The following is a 17,362-nucleotide window of genomic DNA, read 5'->3' as shown; positions in this document are numbered from 1 at the left end:
AAAACCCCGTTTCGACGGGGTTTTTTATTTTACAGCGGCAGATAAAGTTACTGCGCTGCGGTTGCCACCGATTTTGCGTCGTCGTTTTGCGCAGCGGCCGGGGCCTGGCTGGCTGTGGCGTTGTCGGCTTTCGCTTTTTCAGCCGCGGCTTTCTCAGCGTCTGCTTTCTCTGCTTTAGCATTCTCTGCCGCCGCTTTGTCGGCTGCTGCTTTGTCGGCTGCTGCCTTGTCTGCTTTAGCTTTTTCAGCTGCAGCTTTATCGGCTTCAGCCTTCTCTGCTTTGGCTTTTTCAGCTGCGGCTTTCTCTGCCTTGGCTTTTTCAGCTGCTGCTTTGTCAGCTTCGGCCTTCTCTGCTTTGGCTTTATCCGCAGCGGCTTTGTCGGCGTTCGCGTTGTCCGCAGGCTTTTCGGTTGCGCTGTTAGCTGCGTCGTTAGTCGCTGCAGCCGCCGGTGCCGCATCGCTGTCAGGCTGAGCCGCTGCCGCCGGTTTAGGTGCAGCCGCAGGCTGCATTGGCGTACCCTGCAAGGCGGTATTTAACGCCTGCGAGAACTGCTCCCAGCTGCAATAGCCATTCGCATCGGTCTGACAACCGGTCAGTTGCAGAGTGACGCGCTTCGGCGGGTTTTTCAGGCTCAGTACATCGGCATCACGCAACTGATCGGCGGTCTGGTAAACGTACTCGACCTTCAGCAGATCTTTATCATTTTTGGCATCGTGCCAGCGCTCAAATACCACCTGACCGCCAATCGGCGTTTTTTCATAGGTATCCGGCAGCTCATATGGCTTCACCTGTAACGCACTCAGCAAGGAGGCGATATTAGAGTCGTGACCAACCATCAGGGTCACTTTTGGCGCATTAGCCTTGTCCTGATCGACTAGCTGGCTACGGATGTAATCCACCAGCGGGGCCGCCACTTCACGGGCAATCGTCGGGCTGGTGAACAGCGTATCCTGATAACCATTTTTAATCGCAGACAGCTCTTTCCACTGCTCAGGCGTTTTAATCTGACCCCAGGCAACCTGCTCCAGCGGGAAACCTTCATAATATTGCAGCGTAAAGGCATCCATCAGCGAGTTCCCCACTTTTAATGGGCCGCTGACGTTAGGTTCTTTGCCATTTTCTGCACTGAAGCTATTCTGGCCGCTGCTCAGATCGCACTGCTTTTTGTTGTTACAGGCCGGTGCGGATTTGTAGTCAACGATCTTTTCCAGCCGCTGGAAAGCGGGTTTCAGCGCCAGCTTTTCATTGGCGGCAGCCATGTCAGCCAGCGCTTGCTTGTTGAACGCTTCGCTGCCATCGGTGATGACCGGATTAAAAATAGGATCCATGGTTCCCATCGCATCCTGATGGGTGACGGCGACATCACAACCCGGGAAGGCACCATTAACAAAGAACTGGGCGGTAGCGACGGTGCGCTGCAGGCTATTGGCGTAAACGAAGACGTTATTGCTGTCAGGACAGCTGCCATTTTGCACCAGGCCCTGCTGCGCCAGCCACTGACGGGTGTAGTTACCCATGTAGATTTCCAGCACGCCGCCTTTGGTGGTCAGCTGTCCACCGGGCACATCCCATTGTGGCCAGCTTTTTTTGGTCGACTGCTCCAGCACGCTGCCATTATCGGCCAGCGGCGCACGCAAATTATGTCGACTTAACATCAGCACCTGTTGCAGCTGCATATCGCCATCAGCGGCGAAGGCGACCGTTCCGACAGGTAATGCTGCCAGCACTGATAATGCGCAAAGACTCAGTTTCTTGATCATTGTGCCTATTCCATTCATTCAGTAGAGAAACACTCTGGCTATCAACCGATTAGCTCGCCTCAGAGCGAAGTGCTAAACAGTGTAACCCAGCTCATCCAGGAAAATCGCCAGATGTTTACAAAAACAGTGAGTGGACTATAGCAGAGATGCGCCGGGCAGATGAACGCTGCCGCGCTCATCAGAAAGCTAAACGGGAGAATTTCGGAAATGCGGAAGACGGATAGCAGAAACAGAACAGGCCAGCACAATGTGCTGGCCTGTTCTGTAAAATGTGGCGGAGGAGGAGAGATTCGAACTCTCGGATGGTTTCCCATCGGCGGTTTTCAAGACCGCTGCCTTAAGCCGCTCGGCCACCCCTCCGTTTTGTAACATTACTGCATAAGCAAAATCATCATCAGACATTTTGCCGCTTTATCGCCTGAGCAGATAAAGTGGCGGAGGAGGAGAGATTCGAACTCTCGGATGGTTTCCCATCGGCGGTTTTCAAGACCGCTGCCTTAAGCCGCTCGGCCACCCCTCCGCAATGACGCGCACTATAAACATCCCGTTTGGCGATGTAAAGCATCGATCAATTCATTCGCCTGAAAAACAGTCAAATTGCGATTATTCGATGTCAAAATCGCCACTCTGCTCAAAGAATTAGCGGAATGGCGCGTAAAGAAGGGTAAAACGCCTTTTCCCTCATTATTGCACTGCGTATTCTCAGCGCATATTCAGTGTTCTGCTAAAAGGAGCGCAACATGGAAAGAATTGTTACTTCATCGCAGTCGTCACTGCTGACGACCCATAAAGTTCTGCGTAATACCTATTTTCTGCTCGGCCTGACGCTGGCCTTCTCAGCGGTAACCGCGACCGCCAGTACCCTGCTGGCCCTGCCTGCGCCGGGACTGATCCTGATGCTGGTCGGCTTCTACGGGCTGATGTTCCTGACCTACCGTCTGGCCAATAGCCCGATGGGTATTCTGGCCGCTTTCGCCTTTACCGGCTTCCTTGGCTATTGCCTCGGCCCTATCCTTAGTTCGTTCCTGACTGCCGGCATGGGCGATGTGATCGCGCTGGCGCTGGGCGGTACTGGGCTGGTGTTCTTCTGTTGTTCGGCGTATGTGCTGACCACCCGCCGCGATATGTCATTCCTCGGCGGAATGATGATGGCAGGCTTTGTGGTACTGCTGGTGGCAGTCATCGCTAACCTGTTCCTGCAACTGCCAGCGCTGCATCTGGCTATCAGCGCGCTGTTTATTCTGTTCTCAGCCGGTGCGATTTTGTGGGAAACCAGCAATATCATTCACGGCGGCGAAACGAACTATATCCGCGCGACGGTCAGCCTGTATGTCTCGCTGTATAACATCTTTATCAGCCTGCTGAGCATCCTCGGTTTCTCGCGCAGTAACTAACCTGTTATCGCCGGCCAAACCTGCTCAACCCCGCTTCGGCGGGGTTTTTGCTTTTTCTGCCGGGCGAATTTGGTAAACTGCGCCGTGATTAATCAAGAGGACCGAACGTGAATTTCAACGGTAACGAAATCGCCGTCGATGCCGAAGGCTATCTGAAGCATCGTGACGACTGGAGTGAGGCACTGGCCAGCCACATCGCCGACCAGGAAGGTATTGTGATGACCGAGGCGCACTGGGAAGTGGTGAATTTTGTGCGGGCGTTTTACCTCGAATACAACACCTCGCCGGCGGTGCGGATGCTGGTTAAGGCAATGGCGCAGAAATATGGCGAAGAGAAAGGCAACAGTCGCTATCTGTTTCGTCTGTTTCCTGAAGGGCCGGCCAAACAGGCGACCAAAATCGCTGGCCTGCCCAAACCGGCCAAATGCTTATAGCATGACGGAGGGTCAACCGGTGGTAAAACCACGCGGCGGCTGAGCAGGCTGATGGGGTTCCACCAGCACCTGGTCGACCCGGGCGCTGCGCGGTCCGCCCGCTTTCAGCCAGCTGATTAACGCATCGACCTGTTCAGACTCACCGCAGGCCAGCACTTCGACACTGCCATCGTCCAGATTACGTGCATATCCCTGCAGGCCGAGCGTTTTTGCTTCGGCCTGGGTGCTGTAACGAAAACCGACGCCCTGTACGCGACCGTGAACCCACGCTTTAACACAGGCTACTGACATTTTTCACTCCTGCTGCTGTTCGTTGCATTTTCCCGTTATCCACCGGACAATGGCGCCTCATTTTTTCAGGTAAGCATAGCAAACTATGACAGTCAGATTGATTCTCGCGAAGGGACGTGAAAAGTCCCTGCTCCGTCGCCACCCCTGGGTCTTTTCGGGTGCGGTTGCCCGTATGGAAGGCAAAGCGCAACTGGGCGAAACCATTGATGTTTGCGACAGTAACGGTAAATGGCTGGCCCGTGCCGCCTGGTCACCTCAGTCGCAGATTCGTGCCCGCGTCTGGAGCTGGCAAGCTGATGAATCCATCGACATCGCCTTCTTTGTCCGCCGCTTTGAACAGGCACAGCAGTGGCGCGAATGGCTGGCCGCCCGTGATGGCCTGGACAGCTACCGTCTGGTAGCCGGTGAATCAGACGGTTTACCCGGCGTCACCATTGACCGCTTCGGCAATTTTTTAGTGATGCAGCTGTTATCCGCCGGGGCGGAATATCAGCGTCCGGCGATTATCTCTGCCTTGCAGCACTGCTTCCCGGGCTGCGCTATCTATGACCGCTCTGATGTCGCGGTCCGTAAGAAAGAGGGACTGGAACTGGCGCAGGGCACCGTTACCGGTGAGATCCCGCCGCCGCTGCTGCCGATTACCGAACATGGCATGAAGCTGCTGGTGGATATTCAGGGCGGCCATAAAACCGGCTATTACCTCGATCAGCGCGACAGCCGTCTGGCAACACGCCGCTACGCCAAAGATGCCCGGGTGCTGAACTGCTTCTCCTATACCGGTGGATTTGCCGTCTCTGCCCTGATGGGCGGCTGTAAAGAGGTGATCAGCGTTGATACCTCACAGGATGCGCTGGATGTGGCGCGTCAGAATGTTGAGCTTAACCAGCTGGATGTGTCGCGCGCCCGTTTTGAACGGGATGACGTGTTTAAACTGCTGCGTCGTTATCGTGACGCGGGCGAGAAGTTTGATCTGATCATCATGGATCCGCCGAAGTTTGTTGAGAATAAGAGCCAGTTGATGGGCGCCTGTCGCGGCTATAAAGATATCAATATGCTGGCGATCCAGTTGCTCAACCCAGGCGGCATTCTGCTGACTTTCTCCTGCTCCGGCCTGATGGCGACCGATCTGTTTCAGAAGATTATCGCCGACGCGGCGCTGGATGCCGGACACGAGGTGCAGTTCATTGAGCAGTTCCGTCAGGCGGCTGACCATCCGGTCATTGCCAGCTATCCGGAAGGTCTCTATCTGAAAGGTTTCGCCTGTCGGGTAATGTGACTTGAAAAAATGGCTCCTGACCCCATATTGGATCAGGAGTACTTTTTTCGGAGGTCACTATGATTGCCAGTAAATTTGGTATTGGTCAGCAGGTTCGTCATCGTTTGTCCGGTGTGCTGGGCGTTATCGTCGATGTCGACCCGGAATACTCGTTAGATGAGCCTAAAATTGAAGACGTTGGCGCAGAAGAGAAGCTGCGCAGCGCGCCCTGGTATCATGTAGTGATGGAAGATGAAGAAGGCGATCAGGTGCATACCTACGTTGCTGAGATTCAGCTTGCCGGTGAAACCAGCGTTGAGCATCCGGAACAGCCGTCAATGGACGAACTGGCTGCGTCAGTCCGTCAGCAACTGCAGGCCCCTCATCTGCGACATTGATTCGTGGCGGCACGGTTTGCCGCCACGTCTGCTCAGTTAACGCGTGATCCCCAGACGCGGAATCTCAATCTTCGGGCAACGATCCATAATCACCGTCATGCCCGCATCCTGTGCCAGCACCGCCGCCTGTTCATTGATCACCCCCAGCTGCAGCCATAGCGTATCCGCACCCGCCGCGATCGCGTCCTGCGCGACGCCCCATGCGGCTTCAGAATTACGAAACACATCCACCATATCGATTTTCCCGGGCACCTCAGCCAGGGTGGCATAAGCCTGCTGCCCCAGCAGCGTTTTGCCCGCCAGTTTCGGGCTGACCGGGATCACCTCATAGCCCTGATCGAGTAAATACTTCATCACCCCATAGCTCGGGCGTTCCGGGCGGTCGCTCGCGCCCACTAAAGCGATACGTCGGGTACGCGTCAGCACATCACGAATGGTTTGATCGTTCATTGTTATCTCCTTTCTGGCCTGCGTTGAGTGTAGATTGGCCGGGTCATTCACGGCGAAGCCGGCAGCGAAATTAATTGAACCGGCGCACGAATAAATATGTTCAAATGTAAATTAACTGCCATAATGTAAGAATTTGCTACACGCCTTCCCTTGCGCCCACTGCTACTGGAGTTGAAATGAAGCTGTCGCTGGCTGTCACGGGGCTGTTAACACTCCTCGTCTCGGCGTCTTGTTATGCCATCACCTTAAAGCTCGATCCGCAGATTGACCTGTTAGTGCTGGATGGCCGAAAAATTTCGGGCTCGCTGCTCAAAGGTGCCGACAGCTTAGAGCTGGATCGCGGTCAGCATCAGTTTCTGTTCCGGGTTGAAAAACTGCGAAACGATCAACCGGATACGGTTCAGCGCTACCAGTCGGTGCCGATGATCGTTACGTTTACCGCCGCCGCCAAAACCATCACCATTAAGCTGCCGTCGCTGGAGACCAAACGCGAGCGTTACCATTTCGATCGCACCCTCAATTTCCAGCTGGTGGATGAACACGGCAAAGAGATTGTCAGTATGCGCGACCATCTGCCAGCCAGCGCCAGCGCAGATATGGAAAAGGCGATGCTTAACTATAATCGCACCGGTCAGGTCGCCTCGGTACCGCAGTTTGCTCGCCAGGTGAAGACGTCTTCTTCCTCCTCCCGGTTAACCGCCGATCTTGCCTGGACCCCCCAGGCGGAATTGCCCTCGCTTCATCGCTGGTTTCAGCGCTTTGATGAAGCGACCCGCCAGCAGTTTATGACACTGGTCAAAATGTTACGTACGAGTTGATAGAGAGGAAAGGCCAGGGGTAAACTCATGCCACCGATTCTTCCGCATGAGACTTATCAGGAAGCCTTTATGGAACAAACCGTTCGTACCCTCGGCATAAAAAAACATATCGCACTGGTTGCCCATGACCACTGCAAAGCCGCGTTACTCGACTGGGTTAAACAAAACCAGGCCGCACTCGAACCGCATACCCTGTACGCCACCGGCACCACCGGCACGCTGATCAATCGTCATACTGGTTTAACCGTTAACGCCATGCTGAGCGGCCCGATGGGCGGTGACCAGCAGGTCGGTGCGATGATCTCCGAAGGCAAAATTGATGCGCTGATGTTCTTCTGGGATCCGCTGAATGCGGTGCCGCACGATCCGGATGTCAAAGCGCTGCTGCGTCTGGCGACCGTGTGGAACATTCCGGTCGCCACCAACCGCTCAACCGCCGACTTTATTATTCAGTCGCCGCTGTTTGCCGGCGCGGTTGATATTTTGATCCCCGATTATCAGCGCTACATGGCGGAACGCCTGAAGTAACTCAGGCTTTGCGCAGCACCGGCACACCGAGTTCGCGGAACTGTTCGACAAACACCGACGGCTGCGCTTTATCGAACATCAGCCAGACCTGCTGACGCGCCCGCGTCAGTGCCACATAGGCCAGCCGTCGCTCTTCTGCATCCGGAAACGCTTCCGGCTGCGGTAACAATCCCTGTTCGATGATCGATTCACGCGCCGCCGCAGGAAAGCCTTCTTTCCCCTGCTGTAAGCCGAGCAGAATCACGTAATCTGCCTGCTGTCCTTTACTGGCGTGAATCGTCATGAAATCAAGCTTAAGCTTTGGCCAGCGGGTTTTCGCTTTATCCAGCAGTTCCGGCCGCAGATAGTGGTAGCGCGCCAGCAGCAGGATGCGTTCCTCCGGTTTTGCGTAGCCACTGAGCTTGTTCAGCAGCCCTTCGAGCTGATCCTGTGCCAGCAGCGAAATTGACTTCTTATTCCCTTTGGTCACGCTGTTAAGCGGTTTGCGTAACTGCTGCGGGTTTTGTTGCACAAAGCGATTGGCGATCTCTCCAATCCGATCGTTGAAGCGATAAGTGGTGTCCAGTACACAGCGATCGCCTTCGCCAAAATAGTGATGAAAGGCGGTGGTCAGCGACATTTCTGCCCCGCTGAAACGGTAGATCGCCTGCCAGTCATCTCCCACCGCAAACAGCGAGGTACGCTTATTCTGCTGGCGTAATGCGGTCAGCAGCGCTGCGCGTTGCGGAGAAATATCCTGGAATTCATCGACCAGAATATGTTTCCACGGGCTGATGAAACGGCCCTTTTCCAGTATCGCAATCGCCTGGTGGATCAGGCCGGAAAAATCGACTGCACCCTCCTCTTTCAGCGCACTCTTCCAGGCTTTCAGCAGCGGCGCCATTAGCCTGATGCGTTTGCTGAACAGGTTGCGGGTTTCGTCCGGTACCTCAGCGATCATTGCCGCCTGGGCGCCGCCGTGCATGCGCATCAGGCTCAGCCAGCGCTCCAGTCGCGTTGCCAGCCGGTTAGCCAGCCGGTCATCCTGCCAGAACGCGCCCTCCGGCAGCTCCCACTCCAGCTCATCACGCAGCCATTGCCGCCAGCCGTTGGCCTGCGCTTTCTTCTCGCTGCACTGCTGACGCCAGTGCTGAATCAGTAAGGCCCGGCGAGCGTCGGTATCGCTCTCCAGTTTACTGATCGCCGGCTGCTTATTACTGCCTTCGCGAATAATGTGCAGCGCCAGCGAGTGAAAAGTACGTGCCTGAATATCGCTGGCGCCCAGACGGGACTGGATCCGATCGTTCATCTCTTCCGCAGCCTGCCGGCCAAAGGCCAGCAGCAGGATTTGATCGGCACTGGCCAGCCGGCGCTGCATCAGCCAGCCCGCTCTTGCCACCAGCACCGAGGTTTTTCCGCTACCGGCGCCTGCCAGCACCAGCAGCGAAGCTTCACCGTTCACCACGGCTTCGCACTGGGCGGTATTCAGCGGCGTTGTTTCTACGCTGGCGAAGAAGTCGTGATAGCGCGTCAGCATGGCGGCGGTCCAGTCACGATTACGCTGACGCAGCGCCGTTTCGCCCTGCTCCAGCCAACGCTGGCAAAATTCCAGGTCATCGCGACAGGTGGCAAATTCATTAAGGCGGGTCAGCGGCAGGGGCAAGGCATCAAACTGTTTAACGATCTGCGCTTTTAACCCCTGCAGCTCACTGCGGTTGAGCCAGCGACCCTGGGTGCTGAACGCCTCAATCTCGCTACGCAGCGCCTGTAAAACCTCGCGGCACACCTCGCTCATCTCCAGGCTCCACTGCTGCCAGGATTGCAGCAGGTAGTGGTGAAAACGCTGTGTTTCCTGCCATTCCGTGCCGTGCAGCCGGACCACTTTTTCGTCAGCCAGTAAGAATTCCAGCTCTCCCCACACCAGCCCGCGTTTGCAGGTGATATCCAGCAGCTGGTTAAAAGGGATCAGGTACTCATGCTTATCGCCGCTGACTTCGACGCCAGCCGCCATCAGACGGACCCGATTATAAGGATGCTGGGCAAGCCGTTTGCCCATGGAGGTTGCTTTCAGTTCCACGCCGACACCAACGACAGAGAATAGGATTAGGGGGAGTTTACCTGTCAGACCCTTGGCGCTCCAGCCTTAAAACAGGCTAAACTTGGCGTCACATCTTGCGGAATGCAAAAGGAAAAAAATGTCATGCGCACCGTCTTAAACGTTCTTAATTTCGTTCTGGGTGGCTTTTTCACCACCTTGAGCTGGCTGTTTGCCACCTTAATCAGCATTGTGCTGATTTTTACCCTGCCGCTGACCCGCTCCTGCTGGGAAATTACCAAACTGTCGCTGTTGCCATTTGGCAATGAAGCGGTGCATGTCGACGTGCTGCGCCCGGAAAACAGAAGCCACATCATGAACACCGGCGGAACCTTCCTGAATATCTTCTGGCTGATCTTCTTTGGCTGGTGGCTCTGCCTGTCGCACATTTCGGTCGGCATTGTGCAGTGCATCAGCATCATCGGCATTCCGGTCGGTATCGCTAACTTCAAAATTGCCGCGATTGCGCTGTGGCCGGTAGGACGCCGCGTCGTATCGGTGGAAGAGGCGCGTGCCGCGCGCGAAGCCAATGCCCGTCGCTATTAGTATGATGTCGAAAAGCCTGCCCGGCTGGCGGCAGTATCTGTTTAACAGTACCTGGCGCTACCTGCTGCGCATTCTGTTTGCGCTGAGCGGGTGTGCCGCCATTCCCTGGTGGCTGCACCAGATTGAGTGGACCATCCCGCTGACGCTGGGCGTGGTGGCCGCGGCGCTGGCGGATCTTGATGATCGGCTAGCCGGGCGGCTAAAGAATCTGCTGATCACCCTGCTCTGCTTCTGTATCGCTTCGGTGTCGGTTGAACTGCTGTTTCCCTACCCGCTGGCGTTTATTGCCGGACTGGCGATCTCCACCTGGGGCTTCATTCTGCTGGGGGCGCTCGGTCAGCGCTACGCCACCATTGCCTTTGGTGCCTTGCTGATTGCGGTCTATACCATGCTCGGCATCGGGTTGTTCAGCCAGTGGTATATGCAGCCGATTCTGTTGCTGGTGGGCGCGCTCTGGTACAACCTGCTGACCCTGCTCGGTCACCTGATGTTTCCGGTTCGGCCGGTTCAGGAACAACTGGCGGGCAGTTTTTCCCAGCTGGCGCGTTATCTGGATGCCAAAGCCAATCTGTTCGATCCGGATGCTGGCGAACAGGATGATGCGACCTTTATTGATGCCGCGATGGTCAACAGCCAGCTCGTTGCCCAGCTCAATCTGACCAAGACCACTCTGCAGAGCCGGTTGCGTGGCGATCGCGGTTCACGTGGTACCCGGCGCAGTCTGCACTACTACTTTGTGGCGCAGGATATCCATGAACGTGCCAGCTCTTCTCATCTGCAATATCACCTGCTGCGTGGTGACTGGCGCTATAACGAGATCCTGTTCCGCTTCCAGCGCTTACTCAATATGCAGGCCCAGGCCTGTCGGCAGCTGGCGCACTCTATTTTAATGCGTGAACGCTGGGTGCACGACAGCCGGTTTGAGCGGGCATTTGAACGGCTGCAAAAAGCCATAGAACGCCTTGAGCAGCGTGAGCCAGAGGCCACCCATACCCGTGCGCTTTACTGGCTGCTGCGCAACCTGCAGGCGATTGACGCCCAGCTGGCCTCTATCGAATCGGAGCAGACGCTGGCAGGCGACGATCCGCAGCACAGCGACAATCTGCTATCACGCGAAGGCCTGAGCGGCTGGAGCGATATCCGGCTGCGCTTCAGTCGTCACCTGACTCCCGCCTCGGCGCTGTTCCGTCATGCGGTGCGGATGTCGGTGGTGCTGTGTATCGGTTACGGCTTCATTCAGATTACCGGACTGGAGCGAGGCTACTGGATACTGCTGACCAGTCTGTTTGTCTGCCAGCCCAATTACAATGCGACACAGCGGCGGCTGGCGCTACGCATTGGCGGGACGCTGGCGGGGATCGCTATTGGCTTGCCGGTGCTCTGGCTGGTGCCCTCGGTCGAAGGACAACTGATTCTGATCGTGATCAGCGGGGTGCTGTTTTTCGCCTTCCGGCAGGTGCAGTACGCGCAGGCGACGCTGTTTATCACGCTGCTGGTGCTGCTCTGTTTCAACCTGCTCGGCGAAGGGTTTGAGGTGGCTTTACCGCGGGTGGTCGACACGCTGCTGGGCTGTGGTCTGGCCTGGCTGGCCGTCGCCTTTATCTGGCCTGACTGGCGCTTCCGTCAGTTACCGGCGGTGGCAGAACGCACCTTGCAGGCCAACTGTCGCTATCTTGATGCGATTATGGAGCAATACCATCAGGGCAAAGATAACCGGCTGGCTTATCGTATTGCCCGACGGGATGCGCATAATGCCGATGCCGAACTGGCGTCGGTGGTTTCCAATATGAGCAGTGAAAGCCGTACCAGCCAGGCGATGCGTGAATCCGCTTTTCAGCTGCTGTGCTCAAATCACTCTTTCCTGAGCTACATCTCTGCACTGGGTGCGCATCGCGATAAAATTAGCGAACCGGAACTGCTCAAACTGCTGGATGATACGGTCTGTTATGTTGAGGATGTGCTGCAAACGGATGTCGTCAGCGATCAACAGGCTGAGACGATGCGTCATCAACTGGCTCAGCGCATCAGCCAGCTGGCCACCGATGCGGATACGCGCGCGCCACTGGTATTGCAGCAACTTGGCTTGCTGGTGGCGCTGATGCCTGAGGTCGCTCGCCTGCGCCGCACGCTTAACGCAGACTAGTTTACCCCGCCTTTCGGGTTCAGCGTCATCAGCACGGTACGCTGAAACCAGGCGTTAAGTTCCGCCCTGACCGCCTGCGGCAGGGCTGCATAATGATGACCCGATATTGCTCCCTCCAGCGCCAGCAGCGTTTGTAATCCGATATTCTGGTTCACCACCTTAAGCTTCAGCCAGCACTGCTTAGCCCCAATCTCATGAAGATGCTGAACGTTCAGAATACCCGCTTCATGCAACATCATCTCCATACGCAGGCTGAGATTAGGCAGATCTTTTAAGCGGAGGGATAACTGCTTATGCTGCTGCTCTTCCCTTGCGGTCTCCAGTGATGCGGCTGATAGCGTCAACAGATGTGCTGGCGTATGCCATAAGGCATCGTCCACCCGGTAATAGTTGAGGCTGACCAGCACGCCACGCTTACGAAAAATTAACGGCTCCAGCGGACGCTGCGCGATGTATTCACGTAACGGCTCACTGGCGCGCAGATAGAGTGCGTCATTATTAACTAAAGCAAAAACCACGCGCTCGACAGCCAGTGCATAACCACCAAACTGGGTTCGCGACTCAATCGTACCCAGCGGGGCTAGCTGCGCTCTGGAACGTTCAATGATCGGATTTAACTTTTTCATCACACCACCTCCATGTAAGAGAAATGCCTGAAATTATCTTTTGTTTCAGACAATTAGAAGATAGGAAAAAGGCCTGATCGGTTCAATCAATTAATAGCGGTTCCGCTAACCTTGTGACGTTTTTGCGAGCCGTTATCAGAAATTTGGGTTGATCTTTATGCGCAACGCCAGTACTGTATATTCATACAGTCCACTGCTGAGTGATTAACTTATGCGAACACAACATCCGAACAATACACGCTATGCTCATCATTATGCGTCCTCTTCCGTATCCGCTTCTCAACACGGCTGGATTACTGAGTTACGCTATAGTGAGCAGCCCGGAATGATGCAGATGTTACTGTTACCGCTGTTGCAGCAGCTGAGTCAGCAGTCGCGCTGGCAACTGTGGTTAACCCCTGCGCATAAGCTGAATCGCGCCTGGCTACAGCAGTCCGGCTTGCCGCTGGACAAGAGCATGCATATTGCCGATTCTGAGCGTCTGAACGCAGTTGAAGCGATGATTAAAGCGCTGCGTACCGGAAATTACAGTGTCGTTCTGGCATGGATTCCCTACGAGCTGGATGAAGATGAACGACGTCAACTGGAAAATGCAGCAGCCGAAGGTGATGCCCTGGGATTGATTTTGCGTTCGAGTGGAACACCCGAAGCGCCTCTCGGACCACAAAATGCGCTAAAAATTCAGTCGGATTTGTTTCATTAAGTAAAAATCGGAAGTTTCTCAAGCTATATTTCTTATCTGTCGTCGCTAAACCACTGATTCTGTTAGTTCGAGCGTTGACAATGGTTTAGCAGGTTTTTTGGGCGTTGAGCCGCGACAATAATACCAGGCTAATTGTTAGAATTTGTGTATAAATCTCTGTTTTTTTACAGAAGCGCCTCACATCATACTTGTAAGTTTCCAATCTCGTTGTAGACTTTATCTCGCCAGGGTGCTCAATAACCTCCGTTTTTTTGCGGTAGAGTCATAAGCGAGCGTTTTGACCCGGCGAAGGATTAAACCAAGAGCAACCTTTTTGCTCATTGCCTATTTGGATGATAACGAGGCGCAAAATGAAAAAGACAGCTATCGCAATCGCAGTGGCACTGGCTGGCTTCGCTACCGTAGCGCAGGCCGCTCCGAAAGATGACACCTGGTACACCGGTGCTAAACTGGGCTGGTCTCAGTACCACGACACTGGTTACTACGGTAACGGTTACCAAAACAATGACGGTCCAACTCACGAAAGCCAGCTGGGTGCAGGTGCATTCGTTGGTTACCAGGCAAATCCATACCTGGGCTTCGAGCTGGGCTATGACTGGCTGGGTCGCATGCCTAATAAAGGCAACGTGACTAACGGCGCGTTCAAAGCACAAGGCATTCAGCTGGCTGCTAAACTGAGCTACCCAATTTATGACGATCTGGACGTGTATACTCGTCTGGGCGGCATGGTATGGCGTGCAGACTCAACGCAGACTAACCCAACTAATGGCCGCATCAGCGACCACGACACCGGTGTTTCTCCACTGGCAGCAGTTGGTGTTGAGTATGCGCTGACCAAAAACTGGGCTACCCGTCTGGATTACCAGTGGGTTAACAACATTGGTGATGCACAGACCGTTGGTACCCGTCCAGACAACGGCATGCTGAGCGTAGGCGTTTCATACCGCTTCGGTCAGGATGAAGCTGCTCCAGCACCAGCTCCGGCTCCAGCGCCAGCACCAGTTGTTGAAACCAAGCGTTTCACTCTGAAGTCTGACGTTCTGTTCACCTTCAACAAAGCTACCCTGAAGCCAGAAGGTCAGCAGGCTCTGGATCAGCTGTACAGCCAGCTGAGCTCAATGGATCCTAAAGATGGTTCCGTTGTCGTACTGGGCTTCACCGATCGCATCGGTTCAGAGCAGTACAACCAGAAACTGTCTGAGAAACGTGCTCAGTCAGTAGTAGATTACCTGGTATCTAAAGGTATCCCTTCTAACAAGATCTCTGCACGTGGCATGGGTGAATCTAACCCAGTTACCGGCAACACCTGTGACAGCGTGAAAGGCCGCAATGCCCTGATCGACTGCCTGGCGCCGGACCGTCGTGTAGAAATCGACGTTAAAGGCATCAAAGACGTTGTAACTCAGCCACAGGCTTAAGTTTACACGTAATAAAAAACCCCGCTAAGGCGGGGTTTTTTTATGCCAGTCTGTCGGCAAAGTTGCCAGACTATACGGGTGTAGTTACTCTTTTTCTGTGCCAGACTTACCGAGAATCGCCTGCAGATCTTCTCTGAGACTCGACATCTGATTGGCATACTTCTCTTTGCGTTCGGCATCTTCAATCAACTGCACTACCGTCTCAGACAAGGTACTGTTACGCCGTTGCGCCAGTCCTGCCAGCCGTTGCCAGACCAGATACTCAAGGTCAATCGACTTCTTCCGCGTATGCTGATGCTCAGCATTGAAGTGACGTTTGCGCCGCGCACGAATGGTCTGCTTAAGCCGATTATCCAGGTCGGCATGAATATGCTCAGCAATCCATTCGTTGACCGTAACCGGATTATTTTCCATCGCCAGCAGCTTATCGACTGCCGCCTGCGCCGCACTTAATTCAAGGTGACGCGTGATCAGTTCACCTTCCCGATGTTTTTTCACCAGGTATTTCCATTTCCATCCACTTTCAAGATTTTCGAGTTGCTGGTATTTCATCGGAATCTCATCGTGATCACGTAACGAGCTAAGAATAACAGCTTTTTTCCCGGATGCAGCAACGAAAAACATGCTGTCAACGTCACATCTTCAACAGGAAGTCTGCAGTGCTTAACAAGGGTGAATCCTGTATAATCTCGCTTTTCTTAAATCAGACAAATGCGATTATTTTGACCAGCACCCAACTTACGTGGCAAACCTTACAGCCGGATAGCGCACAATACCAATCCGTTTTCTCCCGAATTGCTGATGAAGAAACCGATGCTCTGGCAACGGTACAGCCCCGATTGCTGAATGCACTGGCGCATTTACACCACCAGACGCAGGGATTCCCGTTACTGCTGGTTCGCAGCCAGGAAAATCGCGACTACCTGGCGCTGATAGCCCAGGCGGCTCAGCGGGTCATGGAGGACAACACCACGCTGTATGGTGGTGATTACCATATCATGGCCGACAACGTCACGCTGCAGCCCCCTTCTGACCCGCAGCGCCCTTTCACCAGTCAGGGCGGTATCCATTTCGCCGACTGGATTGAGACCGAACAGCTGTTTGGCTGTGTGCGTCAGCACAAGGATCGTATCCAGCTTGAGCCGGGCCTGATCCATCGCGCCAATGGCGGCACGCTGGTGCTGTCGCTGCGCAGTTTTATGACCCAGCCGATTCTCTGGCTACGCCTGAAGAAATGCATCGAGCAGGGTTATGTCGACTGGACATCTCAGGATGAACGTCGTCCGCTGCCGATCGCTATCCCGCCATTACCGCTGCAGTTAAATCTGGTCCTGTGTGGCGATCGTGAAGCGCTGGCTGATTTTCAGGAACTCGATCCTGAAGCACATGAAATGGCGATTTACACCGAATTTGAAGAGAACATTCAGGTTCTGGATGAAGATGACATGCTCGCCTGGTGCCGCTGGACTGCTGAGCTGGCGCAGCAAGCCGGGCTACCGTTACCGGAAGCGGATTTCTGGCCGGAACTGATTAAAGAAGGCGTACGCTTCAGCGGCGATCAGGAAACGTTGCCGCTCTGCCCGCGCTGGTTACAACGCCAGATGCGTGAGTCAGCACTGATGGGCGAAAAGCTTAATGCGGAAGCGCTGCGTGATGCACTCGAAGCGCGCCTGTGGCGTGAAAATTATCTCAACGAGCGGATGCGCGATGAGATCCTGCTGAAACAGATTCTGATTGAAACCGAAGGCGAAGTGGTCGGCCAGATTAACGGTCTGTCAGTGGTGGAGTATCCCGGCCATCCACGCGCCTGGGGCGATCCGTCACGTATTACCTGCGTAGTGCATCCCGGCGACGGTGAATTTACCGACGTTGAACGCAAAGCAGAGCTGGGCGGCAATATTCATGCGAAAGGCATGATGATTATGCAGGCTTATCTGATTGCCGAACTGGAACTGGAACAGCAGCTGCCCTTCTCGGCTTCGCTGGTGTTTGAACAATCTTATTCTGAAGTCGACGGCGACAGCGCCTCGCTGGCGGAGCTGTGTGCGCTGATCAGTGCGCTGGCAAACCAGCCGGTCAATCAACAAATTGCGGTTACCGGCTCGGTCGATCAGTTTGGTAATGTGCAGCCGGTCGGCGGGCTGAACGAAAAAATCGAAGGTTTCTTCGATATTTGCCATCAGCGTGAACTGACCGGCCAGCAGGGCGTGATTATACCCGCCTGCAACGTGCGCCACCTGAGTCTGAATCAGGCCGTGGTCAGTGCGGTTGAGCAAGGTCGCTTCCATATCTGGGCGATTGAACGTGCTGATGAAGCACTGCCGCTGCTGACCGGCAAAGTCTGGGATACTGAGGATGGTGAAGGCGACAGCCTGCTGCGCACCATTCAGGAACGTATTAGCCAACTGCACCAGTCGGACGTGCCGCACCGTCCGTGGGGACTACGCTGGCTTAACTGGTTTAACCACCGTTAATCCGATTTGCTCAGCGTACAACTGTTCGCTAATATTCGTGATTCACTAAA

At 54.7% G+C, this 17,362-nt stretch carries 17 protein-coding genes and 2 tRNA genes; 11 read left to right on the top strand and 8 right to left on the bottom strand.

The features are described from left to right. Nucleotides 1-47 precede the first annotated feature (47 nt). From agp to AC6I8D_RS06820, 3 genes are all read right to left on the bottom strand, one after another. On the bottom strand, nt 48-1,760 hold the full coding sequence (gene agp / locus AC6I8D_RS06830; protein WP_497819829.1) for a bifunctional glucose-1-phosphatase/inositol phosphatase: 1,713 nt from the start codon (nt 1,758-1,760) through the stop codon (nt 48-50). 272 nt (nt 1,761-2,032) lie between these two features. Next, nucleotides 2,033-2,120 (bottom strand) — tRNA-Ser (locus tag AC6I8D_RS06825). Between the two features lie 72 nt (nt 2,121-2,192). Beyond that, nucleotides 2,193-2,280: transfer RNA gene (locus tag AC6I8D_RS06820), tRNA-Ser, on the bottom strand. A 220-nt stretch (nt 2,281-2,500) separates the two neighbouring features. On the opposite strand from AC6I8D_RS06820, the gene yccA reads away from it, so the two are divergent. After that, nucleotides 2,501-3,154, top strand: coding sequence for an FtsH protease modulator YccA (yccA, locus tag AC6I8D_RS06815; protein WP_497819828.1), 654 nt, complete (start codon nt 2,501-2,503; stop codon nt 3,152-3,154). A 107-nt stretch (nt 3,155-3,261) separates the two neighbouring features. Then, nucleotides 3,262-3,588, top strand: coding sequence for a TusE/DsrC/DsvC family sulfur relay protein (locus AC6I8D_RS06810; protein ID WP_312756507.1), 327 nt, complete (start codon nt 3,262-3,264; stop codon nt 3,586-3,588). Between the two features lie 12 nt (nt 3,589-3,600). Here AC6I8D_RS06810 and yccX read toward each other — a convergent pair whose 3' ends face one another. Beyond that, entirely contained in the window at nt 3,601-3,879 is a 279-nt protein-coding gene (yccX, locus tag AC6I8D_RS06805) for an acylphosphatase (protein ID WP_312052662.1), read from the bottom strand. 85 nt (nt 3,880-3,964) lie between these two features. Here yccX and rlmI point away from each other — a divergent pair, with 85 nt between their 5' ends. Beyond that, the gene (gene rlmI / locus AC6I8D_RS06800) at nt 3,965-5,155 is read left to right on the top strand and encodes a 23S rRNA (cytosine(1962)-C(5))-methyltransferase RlmI (RefSeq protein WP_046288409.1); all 1,191 of its coding nucleotides are present in this window, start codon (nt 3,965-3,967) and stop codon (nt 5,153-5,155) included. A 59-nt stretch (nt 5,156-5,214) separates the two neighbouring features. Then, entirely contained in the window at nt 5,215-5,532 is a 318-nt protein-coding gene (gene hspQ, locus AC6I8D_RS06795; protein WP_031376107.1) for a heat shock protein HspQ, read from the top strand. 36 nt (nt 5,533-5,568) lie between these two features. On the opposite strand, the gene AC6I8D_RS06790 is transcribed toward hspQ, so the two are convergent. Beyond that, entirely contained in the window at nt 5,569-5,982 is a 414-nt protein-coding gene (locus tag AC6I8D_RS06790) for a CoA-binding protein (protein ID WP_312052666.1), read from the bottom strand. 176 nt (nt 5,983-6,158) lie between these two features. Between AC6I8D_RS06790 and AC6I8D_RS06785 the strand changes: the two genes are divergently transcribed. Further along, complete coding sequence (locus AC6I8D_RS06785) at nt 6,159-6,800, top strand: YccT family protein (RefSeq protein ID WP_497819827.1); 642 nt, start codon at nt 6,159-6,161, stop codon at nt 6,798-6,800. 69 nt (nt 6,801-6,869) lie between these two features. Beyond that, nucleotides 6,870-7,328, top strand: coding sequence for a methylglyoxal synthase (gene mgsA / locus AC6I8D_RS06780; protein WP_312052669.1), 459 nt, complete (start codon nt 6,870-6,872; stop codon nt 7,326-7,328). A gap of 1 nt (nt 7,329) precedes the next feature. Here the strand turns inward: mgsA and helD are convergent, their stop codons facing one another. Beyond that, nucleotides 7,330-9,384, bottom strand: a complete 2,055-nt coding sequence (gene helD / locus AC6I8D_RS06775; RefSeq protein WP_497819826.1) for a DNA helicase IV — start codon at nt 9,382-9,384, stop codon at nt 7,330-7,332. A 123-nt stretch (nt 9,385-9,507) separates the two neighbouring features. Here helD and AC6I8D_RS06770 point away from each other — a divergent pair, with 123 nt between their 5' ends. Beyond that, nucleotides 9,508-9,948, top strand: coding sequence for a YccF domain-containing protein (locus AC6I8D_RS06770; RefSeq protein WP_031376112.1), 441 nt, complete (start codon nt 9,508-9,510; stop codon nt 9,946-9,948). Next, nucleotides 9,932-12,091 carry a YccS family putative transporter gene (gene yccS, locus AC6I8D_RS06765; RefSeq protein WP_497819825.1) on the top strand — a complete coding sequence of 720 codons (2,160 nt, stop codon included), beginning with the start codon at nt 9,932-9,934 and terminating at the stop codon, nt 12,089-12,091. Before AC6I8D_RS06770 ends, yccS begins: the two co-directional genes overlap by 17 nt. Here the strand turns inward: yccS and AC6I8D_RS06760 are convergent. Continuing rightward, nucleotides 12,088-12,717 (bottom strand): TfoX/Sxy family DNA transformation protein, encoded by a 630-nt coding sequence (locus tag AC6I8D_RS06760; protein ID WP_312052675.1) that lies wholly within the window; start codon nt 12,715-12,717, stop codon nt 12,088-12,090. The two genes, yccS and AC6I8D_RS06760, sit on opposite strands and share 4 nt — an antisense overlap. Before the next feature lie 211 nt (nt 12,718-12,928). Here AC6I8D_RS06760 and sulA point away from each other — a divergent pair, with 211 nt between their 5' ends. After that, a complete protein-coding gene (sulA, locus tag AC6I8D_RS06755) occupies nt 12,929-13,420 on the top strand; it encodes an SOS-induced cell division inhibitor SulA (RefSeq protein ID WP_312052677.1) in 492 nt (163 codons plus the stop codon). A 350-nt stretch (nt 13,421-13,770) separates the two neighbouring features. Next, nucleotides 13,771-14,838 (top strand): porin OmpA, encoded by a 1,068-nt coding sequence (gene ompA / locus AC6I8D_RS06750; RefSeq protein ID WP_312052679.1) that lies wholly within the window; start codon nt 13,771-13,773, stop codon nt 14,836-14,838. Nucleotides 14,839-14,922: 84 nt separating this feature from the next. Here the strand turns inward: ompA and matP are convergent, their stop codons facing one another. After that, the gene (matP, locus tag AC6I8D_RS06745) at nt 14,923-15,390 is read right to left on the bottom strand and encodes a macrodomain Ter protein MatP (protein ID WP_312052681.1); all 468 of its coding nucleotides are present in this window, start codon (nt 15,388-15,390) and stop codon (nt 14,923-14,925) included. A 53-nt stretch (nt 15,391-15,443) separates the two neighbouring features. On the opposite strand from matP, the gene AC6I8D_RS06740 reads away from it, so the two are divergent. Then, nucleotides 15,444-17,312 carry an AAA family ATPase gene (locus tag AC6I8D_RS06740; protein ID WP_497819824.1) on the top strand — a complete coding sequence of 623 codons (1,869 nt, stop codon included), beginning with the start codon at nt 15,444-15,446 and terminating at the stop codon, nt 17,310-17,312. The last annotated feature ends 50 nt before the right edge of the window (nt 17,313-17,362 follow it).

The organism is Pantoea sp. X-Soil-MYKO-1785, assembly GCF_059730675.1.
This window is presented reverse-complemented; position numbering and strand designations above follow the sequence as displayed.

Excerpts from the sequence above, each read along its gene's own strand:
- agp (WP_497819829.1), bottom strand. The coding sequence starts at position 1,760 with ATGATCAAGAAACTGAGTCTTTGCGCATTATCAGTGCTGGCAGCATTA.
- yccA (WP_497819828.1), top strand. The coding sequence starts at position 2,501 with ATGGAAAGAATTGTTACTTCATCGCAGTCGTCACTGCTGACGACCCAT.
- yccX (WP_312052662.1), bottom strand. The coding sequence starts at position 3,879 with ATGTCAGTAGCCTGTGTTAAAGCGTGGGTTCACGGTCGCGTACAGGGC.
- rlmI (WP_046288409.1), top strand. The coding sequence starts at position 3,965 with ATGACAGTCAGATTGATTCTCGCGAAGGGACGTGAAAAGTCCCTGCTC.
- hspQ (WP_031376107.1), top strand. The coding sequence starts at position 5,215 with ATGATTGCCAGTAAATTTGGTATTGGTCAGCAGGTTCGTCATCGTTTG.
- AC6I8D_RS06790 (WP_312052666.1), bottom strand. The coding sequence starts at position 5,982 with ATGAACGATCAAACCATTCGTGATGTGCTGACGCGTACCCGACGTATC.
- AC6I8D_RS06785 (WP_497819827.1), top strand. The coding sequence starts at position 6,159 with ATGAAGCTGTCGCTGGCTGTCACGGGGCTGTTAACACTCCTCGTCTCG.
- mgsA (WP_312052669.1), top strand. The coding sequence starts at position 6,870 with ATGGAACAAACCGTTCGTACCCTCGGCATAAAAAAACATATCGCACTG.
- AC6I8D_RS06770 (WP_031376112.1), top strand. The coding sequence starts at position 9,508 with ATGCGCACCGTCTTAAACGTTCTTAATTTCGTTCTGGGTGGCTTTTTC.
- yccS (WP_497819825.1), top strand. The coding sequence starts at position 9,932 with ATGCCCGTCGCTATTAGTATGATGTCGAAAAGCCTGCCCGGCTGGCGG.
- AC6I8D_RS06760 (WP_312052675.1), bottom strand. The coding sequence starts at position 12,717 with ATGAAAAAGTTAAATCCGATCATTGAACGTTCCAGAGCGCAGCTAGCC.
- sulA (WP_312052677.1), top strand. The coding sequence starts at position 12,929 with ATGCGAACACAACATCCGAACAATACACGCTATGCTCATCATTATGCG.
- ompA (WP_312052679.1), top strand. The coding sequence starts at position 13,771 with ATGAAAAAGACAGCTATCGCAATCGCAGTGGCACTGGCTGGCTTCGCT.
- matP (WP_312052681.1), bottom strand. The coding sequence starts at position 15,390 with ATGAAATACCAGCAACTCGAAAATCTTGAAAGTGGATGGAAATGGAAA.
- AC6I8D_RS06740 (WP_497819824.1), top strand. The coding sequence starts at position 15,444 with ATGCAGCAACGAAAAACATGCTGTCAACGTCACATCTTCAACAGGAAG.